Raw genomic sequence first — 19,954 nt, forward strand, 5'->3', positions numbered from 1 at the left:
CCTGCACCAAAACCGAAAAGAGCGCCGAGCAATCAACGATTGATGCGCTCAGTTACGGGCGCACCGCCTTTCGTACCCAGAATATCCACGTATTTCACCGTTGGCTTGATGAGGCCTTCTTCGGCAAACACGTAAATCTCTTTAAATATCGACTCTTGACCGTTGATCGAAATGAACGGGGTGAGCTTGCAGGCGGCGCCTGTCTTGCTGAATACAATTTTGATGACACGGTCAGGGAAAGCTTTGAGCTTCACGAGCAGGTTATCACCGTCTGCGGTCTGCGACTGAATGCCATAAGCCATGCGCTCGAAGCGGCCAATGGGCTCATATGAGTTGGGGCCTATTTCAAGGTTTAACCAATACCCATAAACGGCTTCGTCGCCGACCGGTTTACAAGCTGCTTCGTCATAACGAACAGCATAGTGCACCTGGTTTCTGTTCTTGTTTCTTTTGATGTGAAAGAGATTCGCGCGCGATTCGGCGTAAACAGAACCTGCGATCGCAAGCGCCAGTATCGCAGCGGTGGATTTCATAACCTTCTGTACCATGCCGCTGTTATTTCTTCTTGTCGACCATCTCTTCTTCGACTATCAGAAAGTCTTCATCATCGTCGTCAAAGACACCGAGAACGTCGTCGTCTTCGATAATAATTTCATCTGAGGGGCCGCTGCTGGTTTCTTTTTTCTCTTCGGTAGTCGCAGATTTTTCAGCGACGATATCTTCTTCGTCTTCAAGCAGAATAATCTCATCGTCGTCTTCGTCGATAACAATTTCATCTTTTTCATTCAAAGTCGCAAGACCCGCGGCGGCTGCGGGGGCAGCAGCAGGCTCACTGCGCGGCGCTTCAGCTGCGGGTGCAGCGGCTGCCGATGGCGCCGGGGCCGCTGCCGGGCTAGCCGTGACAGTCTGGCTGCTCGCAGCAGGCTTGTCTGCCGACTTGAGATTGTCGAGCTTGGCGATGATCGAAAGAATTCGCGTTTCGAGCTCTTGCTCTTTTGCCTTGAGACGGCCGAGCTCTTGCGTTGCCTCTTGCAGCTGCTGCTGCCATTTCTGCGCTTCACGCTCGCGCTCTTCGGCGGTGAGGCGAAGTTGGTCATTGCTGGCCTTAAGGCGCTCTGCCTCTGATTCAAGATGACTGTTCTCTACCCGCAGGTCAGAGATGAGTTCGAGCGCCTTGACGATGCGCCCTTCAAGTTGCTCAAGCTGTTCGAGAGTTACCATAAGGTTGGCTTTACTTCGAGCCAAGCGGTGGGGGCAAGTCTTTTTTACTTGAAGCCTTATGCCAGACTTCGACGTACAGGCATGAGACATTTGGTTCTTTTGATAACCTTTATGGTTTACCCCGTGCTTTTTGTGCACGGCCTCACGGTCGGCGTTTTTGATATTAAAGGGGATGTCGGCTCAGAAGGCGGCCGCCTCGCCGATCTGGCGCAGGCCGAAATTCAGCAAGATAAGTCGCTGACGATTCGCGATCGTCTGGCAATAAAGAATATAATTACGCAGCAAGAAAAATGTGCGGCCGGGTTTCGTGAGTGCCCCGAGCTTTCGGGCGCAATCAAGACGCTCGATATGTACGTGACGGGCGAAGCAATTACGCTGGCTGCACAGAAACAGATCGTTTTGCGAGCGGTCAAAACCGGCGACCAGACGATCGCCGCACTCGCGGTCGGCAGCGCCGACTCGCTTGAGAAAAGCATGGCAGAGGCGGCGGCTGGCCTCGCGAAAAAAATTGCCGCACAAAAGAACACTGACAAAGGCTCTGGCGAGCGCTGGAAACTCGCGGTGCAACCCGTGCGCGCGGCGAACGCCGCAGCGCAAAAACTTACCGAACTCGCGGGGCTTGACTCAATGCTTCTGCACGCGCTGGCAAAACGCGCAAGCTTCGACCTCATCGAAACGAAAACAGACGACATCGTCGAGGCAGAGAAAATGCTTTCGCTTTCGGGAATGGCGCCAGGGGCGCTTGCACCTGCAGGTTCAGACTACACACATTTTGTTACGGCGACCATACAGGTGGCAGACGAGGCTCGCATTCTCGCGTATCAGGTTGTGAGCAAAAAAACCGGAACCGCGATTATCAGCGATATTATCGAATGGACTGTCGGTCAAGACCCTCAGGCGGCACTCGACAAGATTGCCGAGTACACCGAGAACGACATCATGAAGGTTTTGGGCAAACTCGAGATCAGCGGCTGCGACCCAGGCGATGCAGTCATCACGTTCGAATTCAAAGACGCATCGCGGGCAGCAGAATCAATTATCTGCAAATCACCGCTGCTGATCGAAGATATTCCCGCTGGTGAATATACTCTCATTTTCAAGCACGAAGAACGCAATACGCTCACCAAGAGTGTGACGATCAAACCTGTCGAGACACTAAAGCTCGGCAAGATCGCCCTGCCCGACATCGACATGTCACTTTTTCAACAGGCCTCATCGGCTGAAAGTTCTGGCAAGTTTGCCGAAGCGAATGGCCTCTACGCGCAATTCTATACCAAGTACCCGAAACACCGCATGGCCTCTTACGCGATGTACCGCGAGGGTTACGTAACGCAGCTGAGATTGAAGCGCGTCGCAGACGGGCGTAAGATTCTTGAAAACGTCATCGCGCGCAAGCCCGACGCCGAAATTCGCAGCGAAGCCTATGTCGGCATGGCGCTCGGTTACCGGGCTGAGGGTGACGGTGAAAAGTCAAACGCCATTTTTCGCATGCTGACCGACCAATACGCTGGCACAACCGCCGCCGAATTTGCGCGCGACTGCCTGGAAGGCAAATGTTCTCTGTGAGGTTAGTGATTGCCTTTGGAGCGCTTTGTGCTCCATGTGCAATCACATCTTTAGGTCGCGTGCGTGATGTGAACACGCAGCGCAACCAGGTGACGATTGTGACAAACAAAGCCGGCGAATTTGGCATGGGTGCGAAAGTGTATTTTTATCGCGCCGGCAAGGCGAAAGGCTCCGCGCAGATTACTCAGGCATTTCACACGAAGGCGATTGCCCGCATGACAGAGGGAAATCCTCAAATTGGCGACGATGTCACAAACACTGCAAAGGCGCCGAAGGCTGGCCCAAAGGTTCATCGTGTTTCGTTCGCCGTCACGGGTGCGCAGTCGCATGAATTTATTGCCGAGGTGCAGTTTGATGGCCAGCCTAAACAGCAGCGCAAGCTGGTTTTAAACGCCGAGGTCGCCGCCCAGATTGCCGGCACGACGGGTTTCACCGGCATCAGCGCCGCACTCATCAAAAAACTGGAGATTGTGTGGCAAGACGGCGCATTGCAGGTGAAAAAGGTGTACCTGAGCGACCGGTCGTCTTTCGATCTCGAGCAGATCGTTGCGACCGATCTGTATTCGAAAATAAAACCCCCGGCCGAAATGCGGGGGCAAACAATCAAAGGTTTGGTAACGCTCGTCAAGAAGGTGCGCGACCAGCCCGAACTTGCAGATAAGCTCGGTGTCATCGTCAGCGCCACTGCGCGCAGCGAACGCCTGAAACCGGGAGCCACGTACAAACTGAAAATCTATTGCAATGAACTCTTCGCCGGCGAAATATTGTTGAAGCACGACGGTCAGGCAAAGAACGAGAAGATTGACCTCAACCCGGTCGATCTCGCCCCCGGCGAAAACAGCCTCGAAGTGCGTCTCGTTGAAGTGACCGAACAGGGTGAACTATACCTTGAGACAGACAATAATCAGCTCATCGGCATGCTCGCCACCGATAGGGCGAGTAATGACCGTAGCATTCAGGTTAAAGTTATTCTGGCCGATGGGCAGAACGCGCAGGTAGTGCAGCTAAAATAGCTTACGAGGGCTTGTGGTTGACATCAAGATTTGCTTCTTTAGTGAGAGCGCACATGCGCACCCTCGTCTTCAGGCTCGGCCTGTTTTTTCTGGCCATTCTCGCTACCGTGAACCTCGTGGGTCAGGCTGCACCTTCTGAAGAAACGTACCCTGTTCGAATTATTCTTGAAGCCCGGCCCGATGCGCGTTTTTACCAGATCGAATGGCTAGAGAACGACGAAGTTTCGACAGACTCAGAGGCAAAAGACCCGACAGCGCTGCGCGAGAAGGTGACGCGCACCGAAATCAAGCGTAACCTGCCGGTTCGTTTTCGCTATTTTCGCCTGCGCTCTGCTTACCGCGATAATCTTTTTGGGCCATGGGGCGACGTGGTGCAAATTCAGCGCCCCGTCAAATCGGCCGCGAACTCGACCAAACCAGATAAGCAGCCTGCAACGAATGGCCAAAAGACCGATACTGACAAGAAGCCCCCCAAAAAGCCCGACGCACAGACTGTCCCCGAACAAAACATCTTCGCCGCAGTTGTCGATCGAAATGGCCGGCAAAAGTACATATTGCGCGGCAACAGCGTGGCCGCCGACCAGTTGTCGTCGGTGAAACCCCTTTATTACGAAGTGGAATGCCTCACCGAAAAAGACGCACCTGAGAATACGAATGGCAGAAAACTGTACGAAGCCCCCGTGCAGTTCTTGCGCGCCGGTCAGTACAAAATGACGCTCTTCAAATCGGCCGACCCGGGCGACAGTGAGCCGATCCATACATGGATATTCTGGGTCTATACCGACATACCGCGAACTTACGTGAAATTTTATGCGCCGTTTTTGCATAGCCGCGGCGGCTTCACCGTGGGCGGCAAAACTCGCATCGCGCTGATGCCCGAATATTCACCCGCTGCCGTCGACAAGATCGAATACCGCATCTTTGCTGAAGGTAGCACAGCAGGCGCTTGGCAGAATTACGAGAATGAAATCGAAGTGAACTCATTTGCGCAAAACCAGTCAGGCTTCTATATCATCGAATACCGCACGACCAATATGGCCGGCAACACCGAGGCACCGCAACAACGCCGCATGCTGGTCGACGCGCGTGGCCCGTTGGTTGAAGAATTGCCGGCTGAAAATGGCGAGCGGCGGCTCGCTTTGAAAGACGAAAACTTTCCGATTATCATACGCATCTATGCGGGCGAAAAACTGATCGAAGACAAGTATTACAAAATGTGGAAAGCCAATGATTACGTGAAAGTACCTGCCGAGGCGACACAGATCAAGGTCATCGATCTTCTCGGCAACGAAACGCTGCACGGCAAGTAGGGAAAAGATTTTTGCAGGTTGCTTTTCAGCAACCTGTCAGACAAATAACTGCTCAAATTCGGTCAGGGCCACAGGCCGGCTGAAAAAATATCCCTGATAGGCATGGCAGCCCATTTTCGCGAGCAGGTGCAGCTGCGCCTCTTCTTCAACACCTTCTGCGATAACACTCAGGTTCAGGTTCTCGGCCATGCCGATAATCGTTCTGACGAGGGTCGCGTCGTTCTTCTCGCGCGCGACGTCGCGCACAAATGACTGGTCGATCTTCAGCTGGCTGAGCGGCAGGCGCTTCAAGTAGCTCAGCGACGAATACCCTGTCCCGAAATCGTCGAGACTGAAGCTGACACCTGATTCGCGCAGCATCGCCATCTTTTCAAGTGCAACTTCGATGTTATCAAGCATGAGGCTCTCGGTAATTTCTAGCTTCAACAAAGTGGGATCTATCTGCCAACGGGTTATGGCTTCGCTGACGAAATCGACAAAACTCTGATCGTGAAACTGTCTGGGGCTGACATTGATCGCCAGCACCAGATTTCTGAATTTTTCATTTCCCTGCCATGATTTCAGCTGGCGGCAGGCAGTCTCGATAATCCATTTGCCGATTTCGACGATATCGCCCGTCTCTTCGGCGACGGCAATAAATTCACCCGGCAGAATCAACCCCCGCTGCGGGTGCAGCCAGCGCACGAGCACCTCAGCGCCGAAAATGCGGCGGTCGTTATTGTACTGCGCCTGCAGATGCAGAACAAACTGGCTTTTCTGCACCGCACGGCGCAGGTCACCTTCGAGCGCGAGCCGCTCTTCGACCTGTTTTTGCATGTCGACGTCGAAATTGCGTTGCCGGTTCTTGCCTGCGAGCTTGGCCTGGTACATTGCTATATCCGCCCGTTTGAGCAACTCTTCGGGCGTGTGTATATGGCCATATAAAAGCGTCATGCCGATGCTCACCGTGTTCTGAAAGAACTGACCGCGCTGGTGAGGGTTCTCAATCGGGTCTCGCAGGGCGCTGAGAATCTTTTCACCGATGAGCTCAGCGCTTTTACCGGCCTGCGTCAGCGACTCGCTGAGGTTTTCAGCGATCACGACAAATTCGTCGCCGCCCCAGCGCGCAACGGTATCGCCCTCGCCGACGCAAGCCGTAATGCGCTCTGCGACAACGGTTAACAGGTAATCGCCGCTTGCATGGCCACTGGAATCATTGATATTCTTGAAATTGTCTACGTCTATAAAGAAGAGGGCGCTATACTTATGGTCGCGTTCGCTGGTGGCAATCGCATGGCGCAACCGGTCTTGAAATAATTTACGGTTGGGTAGACCGGTAAGATTATCGTACAGGGCAAGACTCTGTATGATCGCCTGCGCTTTTCGCCGCTCGCGAATATCAATCATGGTGCCGCGAATGAAGATACCATCGGCGGTTTCGAGTCTTTGCAGCCTTACCTCGCAGGGCAATAAGACACCGTCGCGATCATGGTGCAACCATTCGAATACGGGCGTTTCCCCTGCAATCGCACTGGCAATATATTCGCGCGCGAGTTCAGCTGACTCTCGGCCATTTTCCTGTTTTTGCGGACTGAGATCGATCGGGCCGATTTGCAGCAATTCTTGCGCAGTGTATCCCAATAGCTTTTCTGCCTGCGGGTTGACGTCAATGAACTTGCCGCTTTCGATATCGAGCAAGACAATCGCCTCAGGTGCGCTATCGACGAGTTGCCGGTATTTCAGCTCGCTGGCCGCCGCGATGTCTGAAAGTCGGCGCAACCGCACTGCGCCTGATTCGAGTGAGTCGACGAGGCCGCCGATGAGCACGGTGAGCATCGACCCGACAGTGACAAAGACAATGGCTGACTTCAACCACGCCAAAAAGATTGTTTCATCGGCAAGCGGCGCCGTCTGGGGAAATATTCTGCCAGTCTGTGCGAGATGACCATAAAGCAGAATTAGCGCCGCATCGATGGCGATGAGCGCGAATGCAGAACGGCGGTTGAAAAAAGCGGCACTCACCATGACACCGGCGCCGGCAATGCTGAGCGCTGTGTAGCGCAGGCCGATCAGCAGGGGAAAGTACATGCCGACAATTGTCAGCTCGGCAATCAGCACCACACCCTTGAGCTGCCAGCTCGAGCGCTTACCGAGCACTGCCAGGTTGGCAAAAAGCATCACCAGCCCGAGTGTACCGCCCACGTCGAGACGCCCAACTCTGATCAGCCAAAGCCCAATCATGAGAATGCTGCCCACCGCAACAATCCACAGGGCCTGCGTCAGCAATCTTAGCTTCCACAGGTTCTGATAGTTCTCGCCCACAATAGTCGAGGCTGAAATTGTCGTCTGTGCCGGTAGAATCTGGCGCTTGAAGAGTTTCACCGAACCCTCTATATACGGTGCGCGCCGCTTTGTGTAAAGCCTTATAGGCAATTCTTTCCACTTCGGGCTGTGAAACCCCATTCTCCTTGACAGCATGTCTAAATCGCGTTTTCTGTCGATATGGCGAAACTTTCAGGCGCTCCCCCGCAGGGGACTGCGAACGGAAACGCGGGTGCACACGCAAAAGTAACTATTTACTATAACCCGAAATGCCGCAAAAGCCGCGAAGCGCTTCAGATCATCAAAGAAAAGGGCATTGACCCTGAAATTCGCAACTACATGGAAGAACCACCCACGAAGGCAGAACTTTCTGAAGTGCTGCGCAAAATGGGCCGCCGCCCGCGCGACATCTTTCGTAAGTCTGAACCGCTCTATAAAGACCTCGGGCTGAAAAACAAAGACCTGACCGACGACGAGCTGCTGAGTTATCTCAACGAATATCCCATTCTTATCGAACGCCCGATCGTGGTGAAAGGCCAGCGCGCAGTGCTTGGTCGCCCCCCCGAAGACGTTCGCCGCATCATCTGACGCGCATACCCTCGCCGGGGTAATCTGTGAAAACAAAAATCATAGTTACCTCGGGTCCGACGCGTGAGCACTTCGACCCGATCCGTTTTTTATCAAACCCGAGTACGGGCCGCATGGGCCACTCGATCGCTGCGGCCGCTGTTGCCACCGGGCAGTTCGAAGTCGTCTACATCGCCGGCCCTGTGCCCGTCGAATTTGCGACTGTCACCGGCGCACAGAATTTCAGCGTCACAAGCACAGATGAAATGCAGGCAGCTGTCGGCGACCACCTCTCAGGGGGATGTATACTTGTCATGGCAGCGGCGCCTGCCGATTACAAACCGCAGTTTCGTTCACCGGTCAAAATCAAAAAAACGGAAAATCCGCAGATTAACCTCGTGCCCAACCCAGACATCTTAAAGACCATGGCTGCACGCAATCGATCGCTGTCCCCGCGCGCAATTCTGATCGGTTTTGCAGCTGAGACGCACGAGACCGAAAAATATGCGCTCGGTAAACTGAAAGACAAAGAACTCGACATGATCTTCTTGAACGACGTGTCGAAGACCGGTGCTGGCTTTGCATCGACAACCAATGAATTTACTGTGTTTTACCGCGATGGCCGGCGTGAAGAACTCGCCAACGCGCCGAAAGAACAACTCGGCAGAACCATTATCGGCTGCATCGCCAGCTACGCCGGTTTAAACCTGTGATCGCGCTGCTGGTCGCAACCCGCGCCGAAGCGCACTTTTTTCTGAAAGAAATGCGCGGCGTAAAGTCAGCCGGCATCTTCCATTACCGCGGCCAATTCGCCGGCAAGAGTGCTGCCCTCTTTCTCACGCGGCCCGGAGTGCACTCGCGCGAACAGGTGAGGCGTTTTCTGCGACTGCACCGCTACGACGCCATCATCAATTGTGGATCATGCGCAAGCCTAACAGCTGAAATGGCGCACCTGCATAGCGCTCTTGTCGGTGCAGTCGTTTCTCCCGGGCATAAGTGGCTGACAATTGCCACGGGCGTACGCAAGTGCGTAAGCGTTAGCCATCTCGTCGCCGATGATGATTCGAAGGCATTGCTGCGCGAAACGTCCGGCGCTGATATTCTCGATATGGAAACGTACACAATCGCCGGCATCACGGCTGAAAAAGAATTTGCTGCAGTGCCATTCTATGCTCTGCGTGTCGTCGACGACCTTGCAGGCGAAGAGCTTTACCTGAAAAAAGAGCAGATGCTGCGCGAGATGACCTTACGCAGACCCACCGGTCGCCCGACTCTTCGCGACATTCTGCGCCTCGGCATCTGGGACTACTCACGCATTCTCTGGCGCCGGCACCGGGTCGCACGCGCCATCGCCGCTGCCGCAGAGAGGCTCGTGGTTAACCTTAAGTCTTAATGCAGCACCGCCATCACCTGCGCGGCATTTTCTTTATTCTTTGCTCGGCGCTGCTTTTCTATCTCGCAACATTCTTCGTGCGCCTCGCAAGCACAGAGTTCTCTGCCCCAGGTTCGTGGTATACGGTTGCCCGGTTTGCGCTCGGGCTACCCTTGTTCTATATGTTTTTTCACCGGCGTCGGGTCGCGGTACAGAACCGGCTGTGGCTCAGCCTGCGCGCAGCCTGCAATGTGCTTGCGGTGGTTTTCTTTCTCTACGCAGCGCATTTCGGCTCTGTGATGAACGCCAATGTACTCAATATGACTTACCCGGCATTCGTGGCGTTACTTTCACCGATCTTTATTGGTGAGAAAAACAGGGTGACCGCATGGCTTTCGGTCGTTGCCGCAATCACCGGTGCAGCACTCATCACTACCGGCGGCGCGGCGCTGCAATTTCAGAAAGCAGACATATTGGGCCTTGCTTCGGGCGTCACTGCCGGCGTGGGCGTCATGAGTCTTCGCCAGATTCGCAAGACAGACTCGACCTTCAATGTACTCTACTATACATTCCTGTTAGGTACCTTCGTGACGGTGCTGCTGGTTGTCGCCGAAACACTTTTGACCCCGGTCAGCGATTACAGTGCAGCGAGTATGAAATTCTGGCTGCTTCTGCTCGCTTCAGGTGTGTGCGGCGTCATCGGCCAATGGGTCTTCACTTACGGGTTCGCCTGGGTGGGCGCTGTTGAAGGCTCTATACTATCTTCAACGCGCATTCTGATTGCCCTGGCTTTCGGCCTTTTCTACTTTAACGAAGCCTTCACGTACAGCGCAGGTCTGGGCGCGATTCTCGTGCTGGCGTCGAATGTTTTGCTGTCTCTGGGCCACCCCAAACAAAAAAGTTGACCCCAACGCCCAGAATTGTATAACCTATGCCTATGCGACAAGTCTTTGCTTTGGCAGCCTTAACCTTAACTTATTCCCTGTTCGCGTTTGGCGCCGAAGTTGTGCGCCTCGTGCGCGAACCTGGCACAATCGCCCTGTCGATTGAGAAGGGTTATGGGGTACAGAAAGATGGCAAACATGAACTGACGATCAGTTCGGTAACTACGGGCAAAACACTCAAAGTCGTTAAGGCATTCAAAGGCGCAACAGCGAAAGAAGACGCGAAGTATTTCAGCCAGCTCAAGGGTATTGAACTGCCCGCCGAATCGGGCCCGATTCGAATCACGGGCCGTATATTCTACTGCAGTTTCGAACAGAAGTTCTGCTCAGTGCAACGCGTGAACAAAGAGCTCTGAAAAACTTCTGAAAAAGCAACCAATCAGAACCTATTCGACTTCAACCCGCGCCGCGAGCTCGCCCACTTTCGGGTGAGCCTTCTCGGCGATACAGATCTCTACCAGTTTTCCCTCTTTCGGCGCCTCAAGGGCAAACGCTGCCTTGTCTGTGACCAGTTCGCAGAGCTCATCACCCGCGCTGAAAGTGTCGCCCGGCTGCTTGTTCCATTTAACGAGTTCAATACCGTCGTTGCCGCCAATATCGGGAATCTTCAGCTCAATGATGCGCGCCATGAATTCGCGTTGTTTTTGTGTGACACCCGTAAACAACAATTCAGGCGTCGATTGTCCACAGCGCAAGTGGCTGTTCGCGCCCTTTGACCTGCGCTTCGCCAATGCGGCGACAACGCGCCTGCACCGCAGACGATGCGGCGCGGTAAATGGAATCTGAAAACACCAGATCGGTTTTCAGCTCTTTGCACAGCCCTTCAATACGCGAGGCCGAGTTCACCGCGTCGCCGATCACCGTGAAATCTTTGCGCTCAGCACTGCCAATCGCCCCCTGAACAACCTCGCCATAGTGCAGGCCTATGCCATTTCGAATCTCGCTGAGTCCGGCCGCGCTGCGCCGGGCGTTCAGCTCGTTCAGCGCGGCGCGCATCAGCAGTGCCGCAGCCAACGCTGCGTCGCAGGCGTTTTCGACGGGCATAACTCCCCCGAAAACTGCCATGATGGCATCGCCGATAAATTTATCGATCGTGCCGCCTGCCGCATTGATCGCGCGCACCATCGCGTCGAGGTATTCGTTAAGATATTCGACGACGTGCTCAGGCGCAACTTTCTCGCTGAAACTTGTAAAGCCGCGAATGTCGCAAAACAGAATCGCGACGGTCTTTTTTTCGCCCGCGCTCACATGCCCCGCTGAAAGCAAAATCTTGTCTTTGACTTCGTTCGAGACGAACTGGCCGAAAAGCCGCGACACCATCAAGGTTTCGCGCTGCTTTTCGAGCGAATCTTCAATGAGATTACGCACGTGACGACTGACTATCCCGATTGTCATGCCAGTCATCGCCATCATCAGCGACTTGAAATGGTAGAAACTCTCTTGCGTCAGATCTTGCAGAAGCAACGCATCAGGATGTTTAACGAGCGCAAGGCTTTCAACCGCAAGATGGGCGGCTACGCTGTATTGTATGGCTGAAAAAATACCTGCGACAAGCGACAACCTGAAATCGAACGCGAAACCTGTAAGCACAATCAGAAAAAAATAGAGATATCCCGGCGGGCCCGTGATATAGGTCGCTGTGCCCGAAGGTAGCATAAACCACGCGATCACATAGATCGACGTTGGCAGTGTGCAGAATCCCAGCATGACAAACCAGGTGCTGCGGCTTTGAATACGCCGCGCTCGCGCCAAAAGCCATACCGCGCCCGAATAGGCACCACCGATGATAGTCCACAGAATGGGCACGTCGATACCCTTGACGAGGCCTGCCAGCGTCATAGCATAAAGAACTCCGCCACAAACGAAGCCCATAAGGCATGAAGCGAGTGACCCTTTTTTGAGGGTGTCGTTCATTTGCCGGTTCACAAGCGAGTCGATGTTCTCTTGTTCGGTATGCCGCACGCGCTGCAGATAATTTGATTTATCGCGCGCTGCAAACACAAAAAAACCCCGCCATTTCTGGCGAGGCTTTCGACTATCCGGCAACCCCGTGAAGACTGTCTTAAGGTTTTCGCTTAAACGCACATCGTGTGCGGCGAAAACCTCAGACATCCATGTCTTACGGAGAAGGTTTCGTCGCGATGATTTCGTCGCGGTTTACGAGTTCAAGAATATGCTCGTACTCCGGAGAATCTTTCTTGTACTTCAGTTCGGTTGCACGCAGCAGGTGCTTGTTCTTGTTCTTCTTAAAGAAGATGCGTTCTGCCTCTGTGCCTTTGTTGTATTTCTCTGCTACAGCTTCTTTAAAGCCATAACCTGAGGCCAGGTATTTGTGCGGAGAAATTTCTGTTTCGAATGCGGGGTCGATCTTCAGATAGCGCTCGAGCAGGTCGATAGTCTGCGGCAGGTTGCCGAGGTCGTACTGAGCGATAATCCAGTCGCGGTAAACCGCAGCTGTCAGATCTTTCATCTGCTGCTTTTCACGGAAAGATCGGTTCTGAATCTCGTCGAGGTGGTTGATAGCGCGTGTGAAGTAGGTAACGGCTTTGATTTTGGCACGGCCTTTTTTCTCGAGCAGAATACGCTCTTCGCGCATTTTGCGGTCGATTGTCTGCCAGTACCACTTTTCGTTCAGGTACTTTGCGTCTGCCCACTCTTCTTTGTTGCGCTGAACTTCTTCGCGCATTTTATCCAGAATTGAACGACCGGTCTGGTAGTTCGAGAGCGCGAGGCGAAATTTGTTGTTCGCGAAGTCGTCGCCGAGTTTATAGAGTTCGTCAAATGACGCAACGTAAGGGCGGTAGTCTGGGTTATACCATTTCGCCTCTTTTTCGTCCGCCGGATTGTCTTTTTTCTCGTCTTTTTTTGCGTCTGCCGCTGGCTTAGCCGCCGCAGGCTGTGCATACAGAGCTGCTGATGCTGCGAATACTGTGAGCAGCGCAACTGCTGATAATAGCTTTTTCATTTCGTTCTCCTTCCGTTGCCGTTATGTCATGCCCTAAAACAGCCTGGGCACTTTAAGTGCCTGCGTTCTGTTCAGAGCTTACTATATTCTATGTCGGCGTTCGAAACGTAAATCTTAAATCGAAATAGTGAAACTTATGTTTAGCTGCGACTGCCTCGTTATGTCACTTCGCGCCCGTGGTGAGCAGCTCTTCGAGCAGGCGCAGTAGATCCGTTTCTGTGACAAGGCCCTGCAATACGCCGGCCGCATCGCATACGGGTAGACATCCGACTTTATGCTTTACCATGATTTTGACCACGGTGCGCACCGAGTCTTCACTCTCGACAGTCATGGGGTCTCGGGTCATCACCTTCTCGACGGTGAGCTGGCGATCACCGACAACCGATTTTTTGCCGTCTGCCTCGTTGATAAAAACAAGCACGTTGCGCAGATCGCGGTCTGAGAGAATACCGAGCAACTTGCCCTTTGCGTCGACAACCGGCATGTGCCTGAAACGCCCCGCGATCATCGCCGTGTAGGTCGCTTCAACGTTATCGCCCGCGCGCGCGGTGACGACGTTGCGGTGCATCAGCTCGCCGACGGTGAGGGTATCAGAATATCTCATGGTTGCCCCAGATACTTACGGCGCAACTCTTCGATAGCCGCCTGCCTTTCGCTGTCGCTTTTGGCGGGGTTATTGCGCAGATATTCTTTTTCGGCTGCGAGAAACCTGTCCATTTTCGCAAGCGATTCTGCATCGGCCTGCAACGCCTGTTTTTCTTGCTGTTCGAGCCGTTGCGCCTCGACGGGGCCGAAATGTTTCACGCGCAGCTCACCCAGAACTCTTGCCCTCTCGACTTCGGGCAGACGGGAAATGTCAGTCTGCACCAGCATCAGCTCGGTGCCATATTTGATGTCGGGCGGCTCGCGCTCGAGTGTCGCCTGAAAATACGGACCCAGAATTTCTTTCTTGCGCTCGCTATAGAGCCGCATACGCTCATCTGCCGGCAGATTCGTATACTCAAAAGAGCCGAACTTGTTCTGTTCTTCTTGCAGGGCAATGCGCGCTTCTTCGAGACCGAAGATCAGATTCGCATTGGCCTCGCCAAAAAACTCGCGGCGCGCCTTTTTCATGAGTTTGTATTTTTCCTGGTTCGACAGCTGCGCGAAATTTGCAGGCAGGTTTTGCCTCATTTTTTCTTCGAACTGCAGATATTGCTCGAAGAGCTCGAGCAACCTGCCCTTGTCTTTGCCCGGCAGGTCTTGAATCAGCTGCCTTATCTTCTCGTGGCACGCGGTTTCATCGAGCTCGCCGGCACAATCACGCCGTAGGCGCACCAACTCGAGCGGCAGATCAATTCTGCCCTCTTGAATTTCTTTTAGAAGGTATTCACCCTGCGATTCTTGCAGCCGGTCAGTGGGGTAAGGAAACCGCTCTATGCCCACCGCTGCCATGTTCGCCTTGCCCGCCGGGTCATGAAAGAACAGCCGATAGCCAAGCAACGCGACGACCACCATCAACAGCGGCCAGCGGTAGCGCTTCAAAATTTCCATGAGGATGTATAGAGAATTGGGGGTAGCGGAGCTACCCCTAAAAACTGAATTTCTGGCTTACTCGACCCAACGGCCTTCGGTCGCCCGGTCGTTCAGGCGCACCCAGACGTCGCCGACATTTGCCGCGCGCTTCGCCTCGACGAGTCGCTGGTTCTGCTGCCCATTCTTGGGTACAGCATACTGGTAAGCACCTGCGGTCTCATTGCTGCAGACAGCAGCGCCGTCGCTATGCACGCCAGCGGCATTTGAAACCCGCCATTGACCAGCGGCGTTCACGCAGGCGAAACGGTAACGGTTGTTGCAGTTGGCGTCGTTCCAACGGCCGTTCGAATATTGCATAACGCAGTCTTCGTTGCTGCCATAGTCGTTCGGTTCGCCAGGCGCCCAGCTGAATACCGCCGCAGCGAGGCGGCCGTCGTTGGGGCTGACCATATCGTAACCCGGCAGATTGACGCCGCACTTCAGCATTTCAGGAATATTTGCGGTAGTCGTCTTGCCTGAGCCGCCGCCGAACCAGGCTGTCAGATTGGTACGGTCTTCATAGAAACGCACCATCTTGTTCGCGTACGCGTCTGCGCCCATTGCAGCCGAACCGCAATCGGGGTATGAAGTGAATTTTGAAACATTTGATTCAGGCACTGCGTTGTTTTTGACGTACACCCAGTTCTGCCATTCGCCAGTACCGCAGCTGCCGCTCCACAGTATGATGTTTTTGCCGGCGTTCAGCACCTGCTGGCGCGTGACGTTAACCGGTGCATCCTGGCAGGTGGTAGTGGGCCGGTAGACCAGATCGCCGAATGCCGATTTCAAGACATTGAGCGCCGCCTGGTAATTGCCGTCGAGATGCTCTTCGATGTAAAGAATGACAACTTCAGATCGGTTGGCGCGTATGAACGAATTGAGTTCGGCCACACCTTTCGACAAATGGCGGTCGTACGTGCTGCATCCGACGTGGTTGCTTTGGCCGTGGCACAACAGCGGGCGGTTACCCCATTCCCATGGCCAGCCTTCCATGCTGAAATACCAGTGAACGTCGAACTCGATCGCGCGCATATCGAGGCGCAGCTGGTCTCCCACAGAAAAATTGTGGTTTGGGTCGATATAACTGAAAGCCGTTGTATACGCCGAGGCGTTATAGGTGTTGTGCGAGTGCAGAAACGTGCTGTCTTTTAAAGGAAGGTTCGCTTCCAGTGCGCGCTGCTGACCGAGCGCTTTTTTCTCCCACGAACGCTGGTAGATGTCGACCGGCGATTCGGGCTTGGGTTTGCTGCTTGAGCCATTCACCGCGAAAAATGCGGCACCCAGCGCGAGTAAAAATAGAACACCTCGTGTTGCTTTCATATCATTGTTAACTCCCTCACATGCTATTGGGCGTTTGCCCGGCAAGAACTGACACCACCCGCGTCAAAGTGTCAATATGTTTCAAAAAAAGCGCCCGCCGAACAATGAACAATCCGTCAAAAATCGTCATAATTTTTTGGCACCGCCCCATTTTTGAGGTACATAGTTGCGATTTTGCATTTTTCGCGGCGAAACAGTAACTAGGTGCCAAATTCACAAATTTATTGGCAACGCCATGCAGTTATTGTTATATGGTCTTGTAACTTTGATCCCGAAAGAGGTAAAAAAATGGCACTAGTTGACAGATTAAAATTTAACGGCGGCGCTGACGACATCGCGTGGAAGTTTCCCGACGAAGGTATTACCTGGGGCGCACAGCTGATCGTAGCCGAATCGCAAGAGGCTATTTTCTTTAAAGGCGGCCAGTGCCACGACCTCTTTGGGCCAGGTACCTATACCCTTAAATCGAACAACATTCCGCTGCTCGAAAAGTTTGTGAATATGGCTTTCGGCGGTGACACACCGTTTGCGGCCGAAGTCTGGTTTATTTCGAAGCAGATTAAACAGGGCATTGGCTGGGGTACCAAAACCCCGATTCAGGTAGAAGACCCTAAATTCGGCATCATCACCAACCTGCGCGCCTTTGGCGTCTATGGCATTCGCGTGGTCGACACGCGCGTCTTCGTCAAAGAAGTGATCGGCACACAGGGTAAAACCACAACCGACAGTATTCAAGACCTGATGCTGAGCACGATCGTGTCTGACATCGAAGAACTCTTGTCGCAGGTTGTGCATGAACAGAACATCGACATCATTCGCATCAACACGCAGCGTTCAAAAATTGAAGAGGCCTTCAAGCCGCTGCTCGCGAAGAAGTTTGAAAAATTCGGCATTGCGATCGAGCAGTTCGAAATCGAATCGCTCAACATTCCACAAGACGACCCGGGCTTCAAGGCGCTGCAGCAGGCAAAAGCCGACAAGGCACAGATGAACATTCTCGGCGACCAGTACGCGCAGAAGCGCATGCTCGACATCGGCGAAGCGTCTGCCAAGAACGAAGGCGCCGGCGGTGGCATGATGCAGGCCGGCATGGGCATGGGCATGGGCCAGATGATGGGCAACATGATGGGCCAGATGAACGTCAGCGGTCAACCCGCACAACCGGCGGCAGATGACCCGATGGCTAAAATCCAAAAGCTCAAAGGCATGCTCGATCAGGGCCTCATCACGCAAGACGAGTTCAACGCGAAAAAGGCGAAGATTCTCGAATCGATGTGATTCCGTCGGGCCGTTGCATCTCTACGCAACGGCCCGGTATTTGAAATCGAGTGCTGCTTTCGCCCGCACGTGTCATCAGTGACACGAACAAACAAATATCGCAGATTCTGCAGGGCAAGATGCCCATTCTCAAACAGCTGCAGCGTTACGTCGTGGCGAGCGGCGGCAAACGCATTCGCCCGCTGTTTCAGTATTACCTCGGCAAGTCGTACCGACTCGACGACCGTGAACTGATTCGACTCGGTTCGCTGCTCGAAATTGTGCACGCAGCCAGCCTGTTGCACGACGACGTCGTCGACGGTGCAGAAGAGCGCCGCTCGAAACCGACGGGTGCGAAACTTTTTGGCAACAAGGCGGTCGTGCTCGGCGGCGATCATCTGCTGTCGTCGGGGCTCAAGGCGTTGAGCAACCTCGGCAACAGCGACTACATGAATATCTTCACCGATGCGATTAAGGCGCTGTCGGCTGCCGAACTGTTGCAGATGCAGCAGCACTTTAACCTCAAGACCTCGCGCCAGACACATGCCGAGGTCGTCGATGGCAAAACAGCAGTCTTGTTTCGCGCTGCGGGGGCGCTCGTGGCAGTCATGCGCGGCGAGGGGGATTTCTACCGTTCAGAAACTGCAGAGCTGGGGCTTGCGTTCGGCCGCTTTTTCCAATACCGTGACGACTACCTCGACTATTTCGACGCCGCAAGGCTCAAAAAGCGCGGATTGCAAGATTTCAGCAACGGCATCGTGACACAGCCGCTACACTACCTGCTCGCCGCTGCAAATAAGGCCGAGCGGGCACGCATTGAAGTTCTGTGGCGGCGAGCCGAAGCCGGTGACGCGGCAGCGGCATTGGGCGAAATAATGCCGCTGATGGCCAAACACAATGTCGCCGAACGGTGCGGCGAAGACCTCGGCCGAATGCAGCGCGAGATTCTGGCGGGCCTCGCCCGATTACCCGAGAAAGCGCCGCGCGAGACCATTCGCACTGAGTTTGAAAAAATTCTTGCCGTAGCGCCGCCCTAACCCATTATGCTGCATTCCGAAGGGGGAATCATTCATGAAAAAGATCGCATTGCTGCTACTTGTTGCACCTATACTGGCTCTCAGCGCCAAAGATAAAGCCGAATATATCGCCGACCTGAAGTCTGCAGATGATGGGGTCGCGATCGCAGCAGCGCAAAACCTCGGAAGCGACGGTGTCAAAGACGCCATCGAACCGCTCGGTGAAGTCGTTAAAAGCAACCGCAGCACAGCGGTTCGAATCGCCGCAGCTTCAGCTCTCGGCCGCATGGACACCAAAGGCCGCCCAACGACAATTCTGAAAGAAGCGATTGAGAACGACAAAGACAACCACGTCATCTACACCGGTCTGCTCGCGCTGCTGAACCTGAAAGACACTGACAATGCAGACCTGTTGAAGGCGGTTGAATTCTGCGAAAGTAAAGGCGCATCCGATATCTATATCAGCGACATCGTCGCCCGCATTCGCAAGATTGTGCCTAAAAAAGAAGCTGCGCCTGCAGCACCAGCCGAAGCTCCGAAATAATTCGTGCCGGTTTTCATGAAAAAAGGAGCGGGGTTAGCACTGCTCCTTTTTTTTTGCCTGAGCCTTAGCGCCCAGTCACAGACCGCAACCGACTGCAAATTCTCACTCGCAGAAGAAGCGCCCCGCAACATACAGTTCACAGTGCAGGCTGGGCGAATAGCCTTCTTGTGCAAGAGCGACGACTTTTTTTTACGCGGCACTGTCACGCGCACCCTCGACTGGCAACTGACCGGCAAGATATTTGAAGCCATGGCCGAGAGCCTCAAGGCTGAAACGCTTGACAAATGGGCTTCGGGCCGCCTCTACAAAATTCAGGGCGATGCAAAGAACCAGCAGCGCTCGCTCATCTGTGGCTATCACTCGCGCGAACAGTATTCCATCGATATCTGCTCTCCACAAATCGGTGAAAACACTGAAAGGGCAAAATCGCTGGTGTTGTCTCTGCTCACCGAGTTTCGCAAGATGCAGCTTGAAAAATCGCCGTTGCTGAAATCTGCACCGCTGTTTGCGCAGAAGAGAGTTTTCACTGAAGAGAATGAAACGCGCGAACCCGCCCTGCTCGCGCTGACGATGCCTGCGGGTTATGTCGAAGTCACGCGCCGCGATAATCGCGCTCTCTTTACCGATGCAGCGGGGCTCGCCGAAATGGAAGTATTTTACGAACTTTCTGAACTTGCCCTTGATTCTGATCTGGCGCACAAAGTTTACCGAAAGTCAATTTCATCTTTTCTGTCGCGCCAGGGCCCGTGGCGGCCCGAACGCGAAGACAACACGGTAAAAAACCATGACGTTGCCTGCCTGCTTTTCACCGATAATGGCACGCGTCTGAGCCATTATTGTTATGTCGTAGCACCCGTGACTATTGGCGGCAAAAAGAAATTCTGTCGCATAGCTTTTGTCATTGCATTCGCGCGTGAAGCTGTTGACCGCGACCGGTTGCTGGGTAGCCAGCAGGCAATGCTTACAGGTTGGGCGGCCATTCTGCGCAAGCACAGCAACTGAGG

The 19,954-nt window shown here is 53.9% G+C and carries 21 protein-coding genes; 12 read left to right on the plus strand and 9 right to left on the minus strand.

What is annotated here, in order from left to right; all coding sequences use genetic code 11:
- Positions 1–32: 32 nt before the first annotated feature.
- Both TURPA_RS03575 and TURPA_RS03580 read right to left on the minus strand, forming a co-directional pair.
- A complete protein-coding gene (locus TURPA_RS03575) occupies positions 33–548 on the minus strand; it encodes a DUF4833 domain-containing protein (protein ID WP_053332109.1) in 516 nt (171 codons plus the stop codon).
- A 7-nt stretch (positions 549–555) separates the two neighbouring features.
- Positions 556–1,221 (minus strand): hypothetical protein, encoded by a 666-nt coding sequence (locus tag TURPA_RS03580; RefSeq protein WP_014801915.1) that lies wholly within the window; start codon positions 1,219–1,221, stop codon positions 556–558.
- An 81-nt stretch (positions 1,222–1,302) separates the two neighbouring features.
- Between TURPA_RS03580 and TURPA_RS03585 the strand changes: the two genes are divergently transcribed.
- The 3 genes from TURPA_RS03585 to TURPA_RS03595 are packed head-to-tail and all read left to right on the plus strand — an operon-like array spanning position 1,303 to position 5,110.
- Positions 1,303–2,787 (plus strand): tetratricopeptide repeat protein, encoded by a 1,485-nt coding sequence (locus TURPA_RS03585; protein WP_014801916.1) that lies wholly within the window; start codon positions 1,303–1,305, stop codon positions 2,785–2,787.
- Between the two features lie 59 nt (positions 2,788–2,846).
- Positions 2,847–3,800, plus strand: coding sequence for a hypothetical protein (locus tag TURPA_RS03590; protein ID WP_041948279.1), 954 nt, complete (start codon positions 2,847–2,849; stop codon positions 3,798–3,800).
- A 53-nt stretch (positions 3,801–3,853) separates the two neighbouring features.
- On the plus strand, positions 3,854–5,110 hold the full coding sequence (locus TURPA_RS03595) for a hypothetical protein (RefSeq protein ID WP_014801918.1): 1,257 nt from the start codon (positions 3,854–3,856) through the stop codon (positions 5,108–5,110).
- Between the two features lie 36 nt (positions 5,111–5,146).
- On the opposite strand, the gene TURPA_RS21365 is transcribed toward TURPA_RS03595, so the two are convergent.
- Positions 5,147–7,471, minus strand: coding sequence for a putative bifunctional diguanylate cyclase/phosphodiesterase (locus TURPA_RS21365; protein ID WP_053332110.1), 2,325 nt, complete (start codon positions 7,469–7,471; stop codon positions 5,147–5,149).
- Positions 7,472–7,591: 120 nt separating this feature from the next.
- On the opposite strand from TURPA_RS21365, the gene arsC reads away from it, so the two are divergent.
- Genes arsC through TURPA_RS03625 form a run of 5 tightly spaced genes read left to right on the plus strand, consistent with a single transcriptional unit; the run spans position 7,592 to position 10,650 of the window.
- Positions 7,592–7,999 (plus strand): arsenate reductase (glutaredoxin), encoded by a 408-nt coding sequence (gene arsC / locus TURPA_RS03605; RefSeq protein ID WP_014801920.1) that lies wholly within the window; start codon positions 7,592–7,594, stop codon positions 7,997–7,999.
- A gap of 26 nt (positions 8,000–8,025) precedes the next feature.
- Complete coding sequence (locus tag TURPA_RS03610; RefSeq protein WP_014801921.1) at positions 8,026–8,691, plus strand: phosphopantothenoylcysteine decarboxylase domain-containing protein; 666 nt, start codon at positions 8,026–8,028, stop codon at positions 8,689–8,691.
- Positions 8,688–9,371, plus strand: coding sequence for a 5'-methylthioadenosine/S-adenosylhomocysteine nucleosidase family protein (locus TURPA_RS03615; RefSeq protein WP_014801922.1), 684 nt, complete (start codon positions 8,688–8,690; stop codon positions 9,369–9,371). Before TURPA_RS03610 ends, TURPA_RS03615 begins: the two co-directional genes overlap by 4 nt.
- Positions 9,371–10,255 (plus strand): DMT family transporter, encoded by an 885-nt coding sequence (locus TURPA_RS03620; RefSeq protein WP_014801923.1) that lies wholly within the window; start codon positions 9,371–9,373, stop codon positions 10,253–10,255. Before TURPA_RS03615 ends, TURPA_RS03620 begins: the two co-directional genes overlap by 1 nt.
- 32 nt (positions 10,256–10,287) lie before the next feature.
- Positions 10,288–10,650 (plus strand): hypothetical protein, encoded by a 363-nt coding sequence (locus TURPA_RS03625; protein ID WP_014801924.1) that lies wholly within the window; start codon positions 10,288–10,290, stop codon positions 10,648–10,650.
- A gap of 30 nt (positions 10,651–10,680) precedes the next feature.
- Here TURPA_RS03625 and TURPA_RS03630 read toward each other — a convergent pair whose 3' ends face one another.
- The 6 genes from TURPA_RS03630 to TURPA_RS03655 all read right to left on the minus strand — a co-directional run bounded on the left by TURPA_RS03630 (position 10,681) and on the right by TURPA_RS03655 (position 16,133).
- Complete coding sequence (locus tag TURPA_RS03630; protein ID WP_014801925.1) at positions 10,681–10,923, minus strand: lipoyl domain-containing protein; 243 nt, start codon at positions 10,921–10,923, stop codon at positions 10,681–10,683.
- Positions 10,924–10,963: 40 nt separating this feature from the next.
- Complete coding sequence (locus tag TURPA_RS03635; RefSeq protein ID WP_157210383.1) at positions 10,964–12,295, minus strand: adenylate/guanylate cyclase domain-containing protein; 1,332 nt, start codon at positions 12,293–12,295, stop codon at positions 10,964–10,966.
- A gap of 118 nt (positions 12,296–12,413) precedes the next feature.
- The gene (locus tag TURPA_RS03640) at positions 12,414–13,259 is read right to left on the minus strand and encodes a hypothetical protein (protein ID WP_014801927.1); all 846 of its coding nucleotides are present in this window, start codon (positions 13,257–13,259) and stop codon (positions 12,414–12,416) included.
- Positions 13,260–13,422: 163 nt separating this feature from the next.
- Positions 13,423–13,863, minus strand: a complete 441-nt coding sequence (locus TURPA_RS03645; RefSeq protein ID WP_014801928.1) for a CBS domain-containing protein — start codon at positions 13,861–13,863, stop codon at positions 13,423–13,425.
- A complete protein-coding gene (locus tag TURPA_RS03650) occupies positions 13,860–14,792 on the minus strand; it encodes a lipase secretion chaperone (RefSeq protein WP_014801929.1) in 933 nt (310 codons plus the stop codon). Before TURPA_RS03650 ends, TURPA_RS03645 begins: the two co-directional genes overlap by 4 nt.
- Before the next feature lie 57 nt (positions 14,793–14,849).
- The gene (locus TURPA_RS03655; RefSeq protein WP_014801930.1) at positions 14,850–16,133 is read right to left on the minus strand and encodes a lectin-like protein; all 1,284 of its coding nucleotides are present in this window, start codon (positions 16,131–16,133) and stop codon (positions 14,850–14,852) included.
- Positions 16,134–16,421: 288 nt separating this feature from the next.
- Between TURPA_RS03655 and TURPA_RS03660 the strand changes: the two genes are divergently transcribed.
- Genes TURPA_RS03660 through TURPA_RS23305 form a run of 4 tightly spaced genes read left to right on the plus strand, consistent with a single transcriptional unit; the run spans position 16,422 to position 19,952 of the window.
- Positions 16,422–17,411 (plus strand): SPFH domain-containing protein, encoded by a 990-nt coding sequence (locus TURPA_RS03660; RefSeq protein WP_014801931.1) that lies wholly within the window; start codon positions 16,422–16,424, stop codon positions 17,409–17,411.
- 50 nt (positions 17,412–17,461) lie between these two features.
- Positions 17,462–18,427 carry a polyprenyl synthetase family protein gene (locus tag TURPA_RS03665; protein WP_014801932.1) on the plus strand — a complete coding sequence of 322 codons (966 nt, stop codon included), beginning with the start codon at positions 17,462–17,464 and terminating at the stop codon, positions 18,425–18,427.
- A 34-nt stretch (positions 18,428–18,461) separates the two neighbouring features.
- A complete protein-coding gene (locus tag TURPA_RS03670; RefSeq protein WP_014801933.1) occupies positions 18,462–18,950 on the plus strand; it encodes a HEAT repeat domain-containing protein in 489 nt (162 codons plus the stop codon).
- A gap of 15 nt (positions 18,951–18,965) precedes the next feature.
- Positions 18,966–19,952 carry a hypothetical protein gene (locus tag TURPA_RS23305; RefSeq protein ID WP_014801934.1) on the plus strand — a complete coding sequence of 329 codons (987 nt, stop codon included), beginning with the start codon at positions 18,966–18,968 and terminating at the stop codon, positions 19,950–19,952.
- Positions 19,953–19,954: the final 2 nt, after the last annotated feature.

The organism is Turneriella parva DSM 21527 (assembly GCF_000266885.1).
Lineage (GTDB): Bacteria > Spirochaetota > Leptospiria > Turneriellales > Turneriellaceae > Turneriella > Turneriella parva.

What these genes read in the sequence shown, in the direction of transcription:
- TURPA_RS03575 (WP_053332109.1), bottom strand. Translation starts at nt 548, where the DNA reads ATGGTACAGAAGGTTATGAAATCCACCGCTGCGATACTGGCGCTTGCG.
- TURPA_RS03580 (WP_014801915.1), bottom strand. Translation starts at nt 1,221, where the DNA reads ATGGTAACTCTCGAACAGCTTGAGCAACTTGAAGGGCGCATCGTCAAG.
- TURPA_RS03585 (WP_014801916.1), top strand. Translation starts at nt 1,303, where the DNA reads ATGAGACATTTGGTTCTTTTGATAACCTTTATGGTTTACCCCGTGCTT.
- TURPA_RS03595 (WP_014801918.1), top strand. Translation starts at nt 3,854, where the DNA reads ATGCGCACCCTCGTCTTCAGGCTCGGCCTGTTTTTTCTGGCCATTCTC.
- arsC (WP_014801920.1), top strand. Translation starts at nt 7,592, where the DNA reads ATGGCGAAACTTTCAGGCGCTCCCCCGCAGGGGACTGCGAACGGAAAC.
- TURPA_RS03620 (WP_014801923.1), top strand. Translation starts at nt 9,371, where the DNA reads ATGCAGCACCGCCATCACCTGCGCGGCATTTTCTTTATTCTTTGCTCG.
- TURPA_RS03625 (WP_014801924.1), top strand. Translation starts at nt 10,288, where the DNA reads ATGCGACAAGTCTTTGCTTTGGCAGCCTTAACCTTAACTTATTCCCTG.
- TURPA_RS03630 (WP_014801925.1), bottom strand. Translation starts at nt 10,923, where the DNA reads ATGGCGCGCATCATTGAGCTGAAGATTCCCGATATTGGCGGCAACGAC.
- TURPA_RS03640 (WP_014801927.1), bottom strand. Translation starts at nt 13,259, where the DNA reads ATGAAAAAGCTATTATCAGCAGTTGCGCTGCTCACAGTATTCGCAGCA.
- TURPA_RS03645 (WP_014801928.1), bottom strand. Translation starts at nt 13,863, where the DNA reads ATGAGATATTCTGATACCCTCACCGTCGGCGAGCTGATGCACCGCAAC.
- TURPA_RS03650 (WP_014801929.1), bottom strand. Translation starts at nt 14,792, where the DNA reads ATGGAAATTTTGAAGCGCTACCGCTGGCCGCTGTTGATGGTGGTCGTC.
- TURPA_RS03655 (WP_014801930.1), bottom strand. Translation starts at nt 16,133, where the DNA reads ATGAAAGCAACACGAGGTGTTCTATTTTTACTCGCGCTGGGTGCCGCA.
- TURPA_RS03660 (WP_014801931.1), top strand. Translation starts at nt 16,422, where the DNA reads ATGGCACTAGTTGACAGATTAAAATTTAACGGCGGCGCTGACGACATC.
- TURPA_RS03670 (WP_014801933.1), top strand. Translation starts at nt 18,462, where the DNA reads ATGAAAAAGATCGCATTGCTGCTACTTGTTGCACCTATACTGGCTCTC.
- TURPA_RS23305 (WP_014801934.1), top strand. Translation starts at nt 18,966, where the DNA reads ATGAAAAAAGGAGCGGGGTTAGCACTGCTCCTTTTTTTTTGCCTGAGC.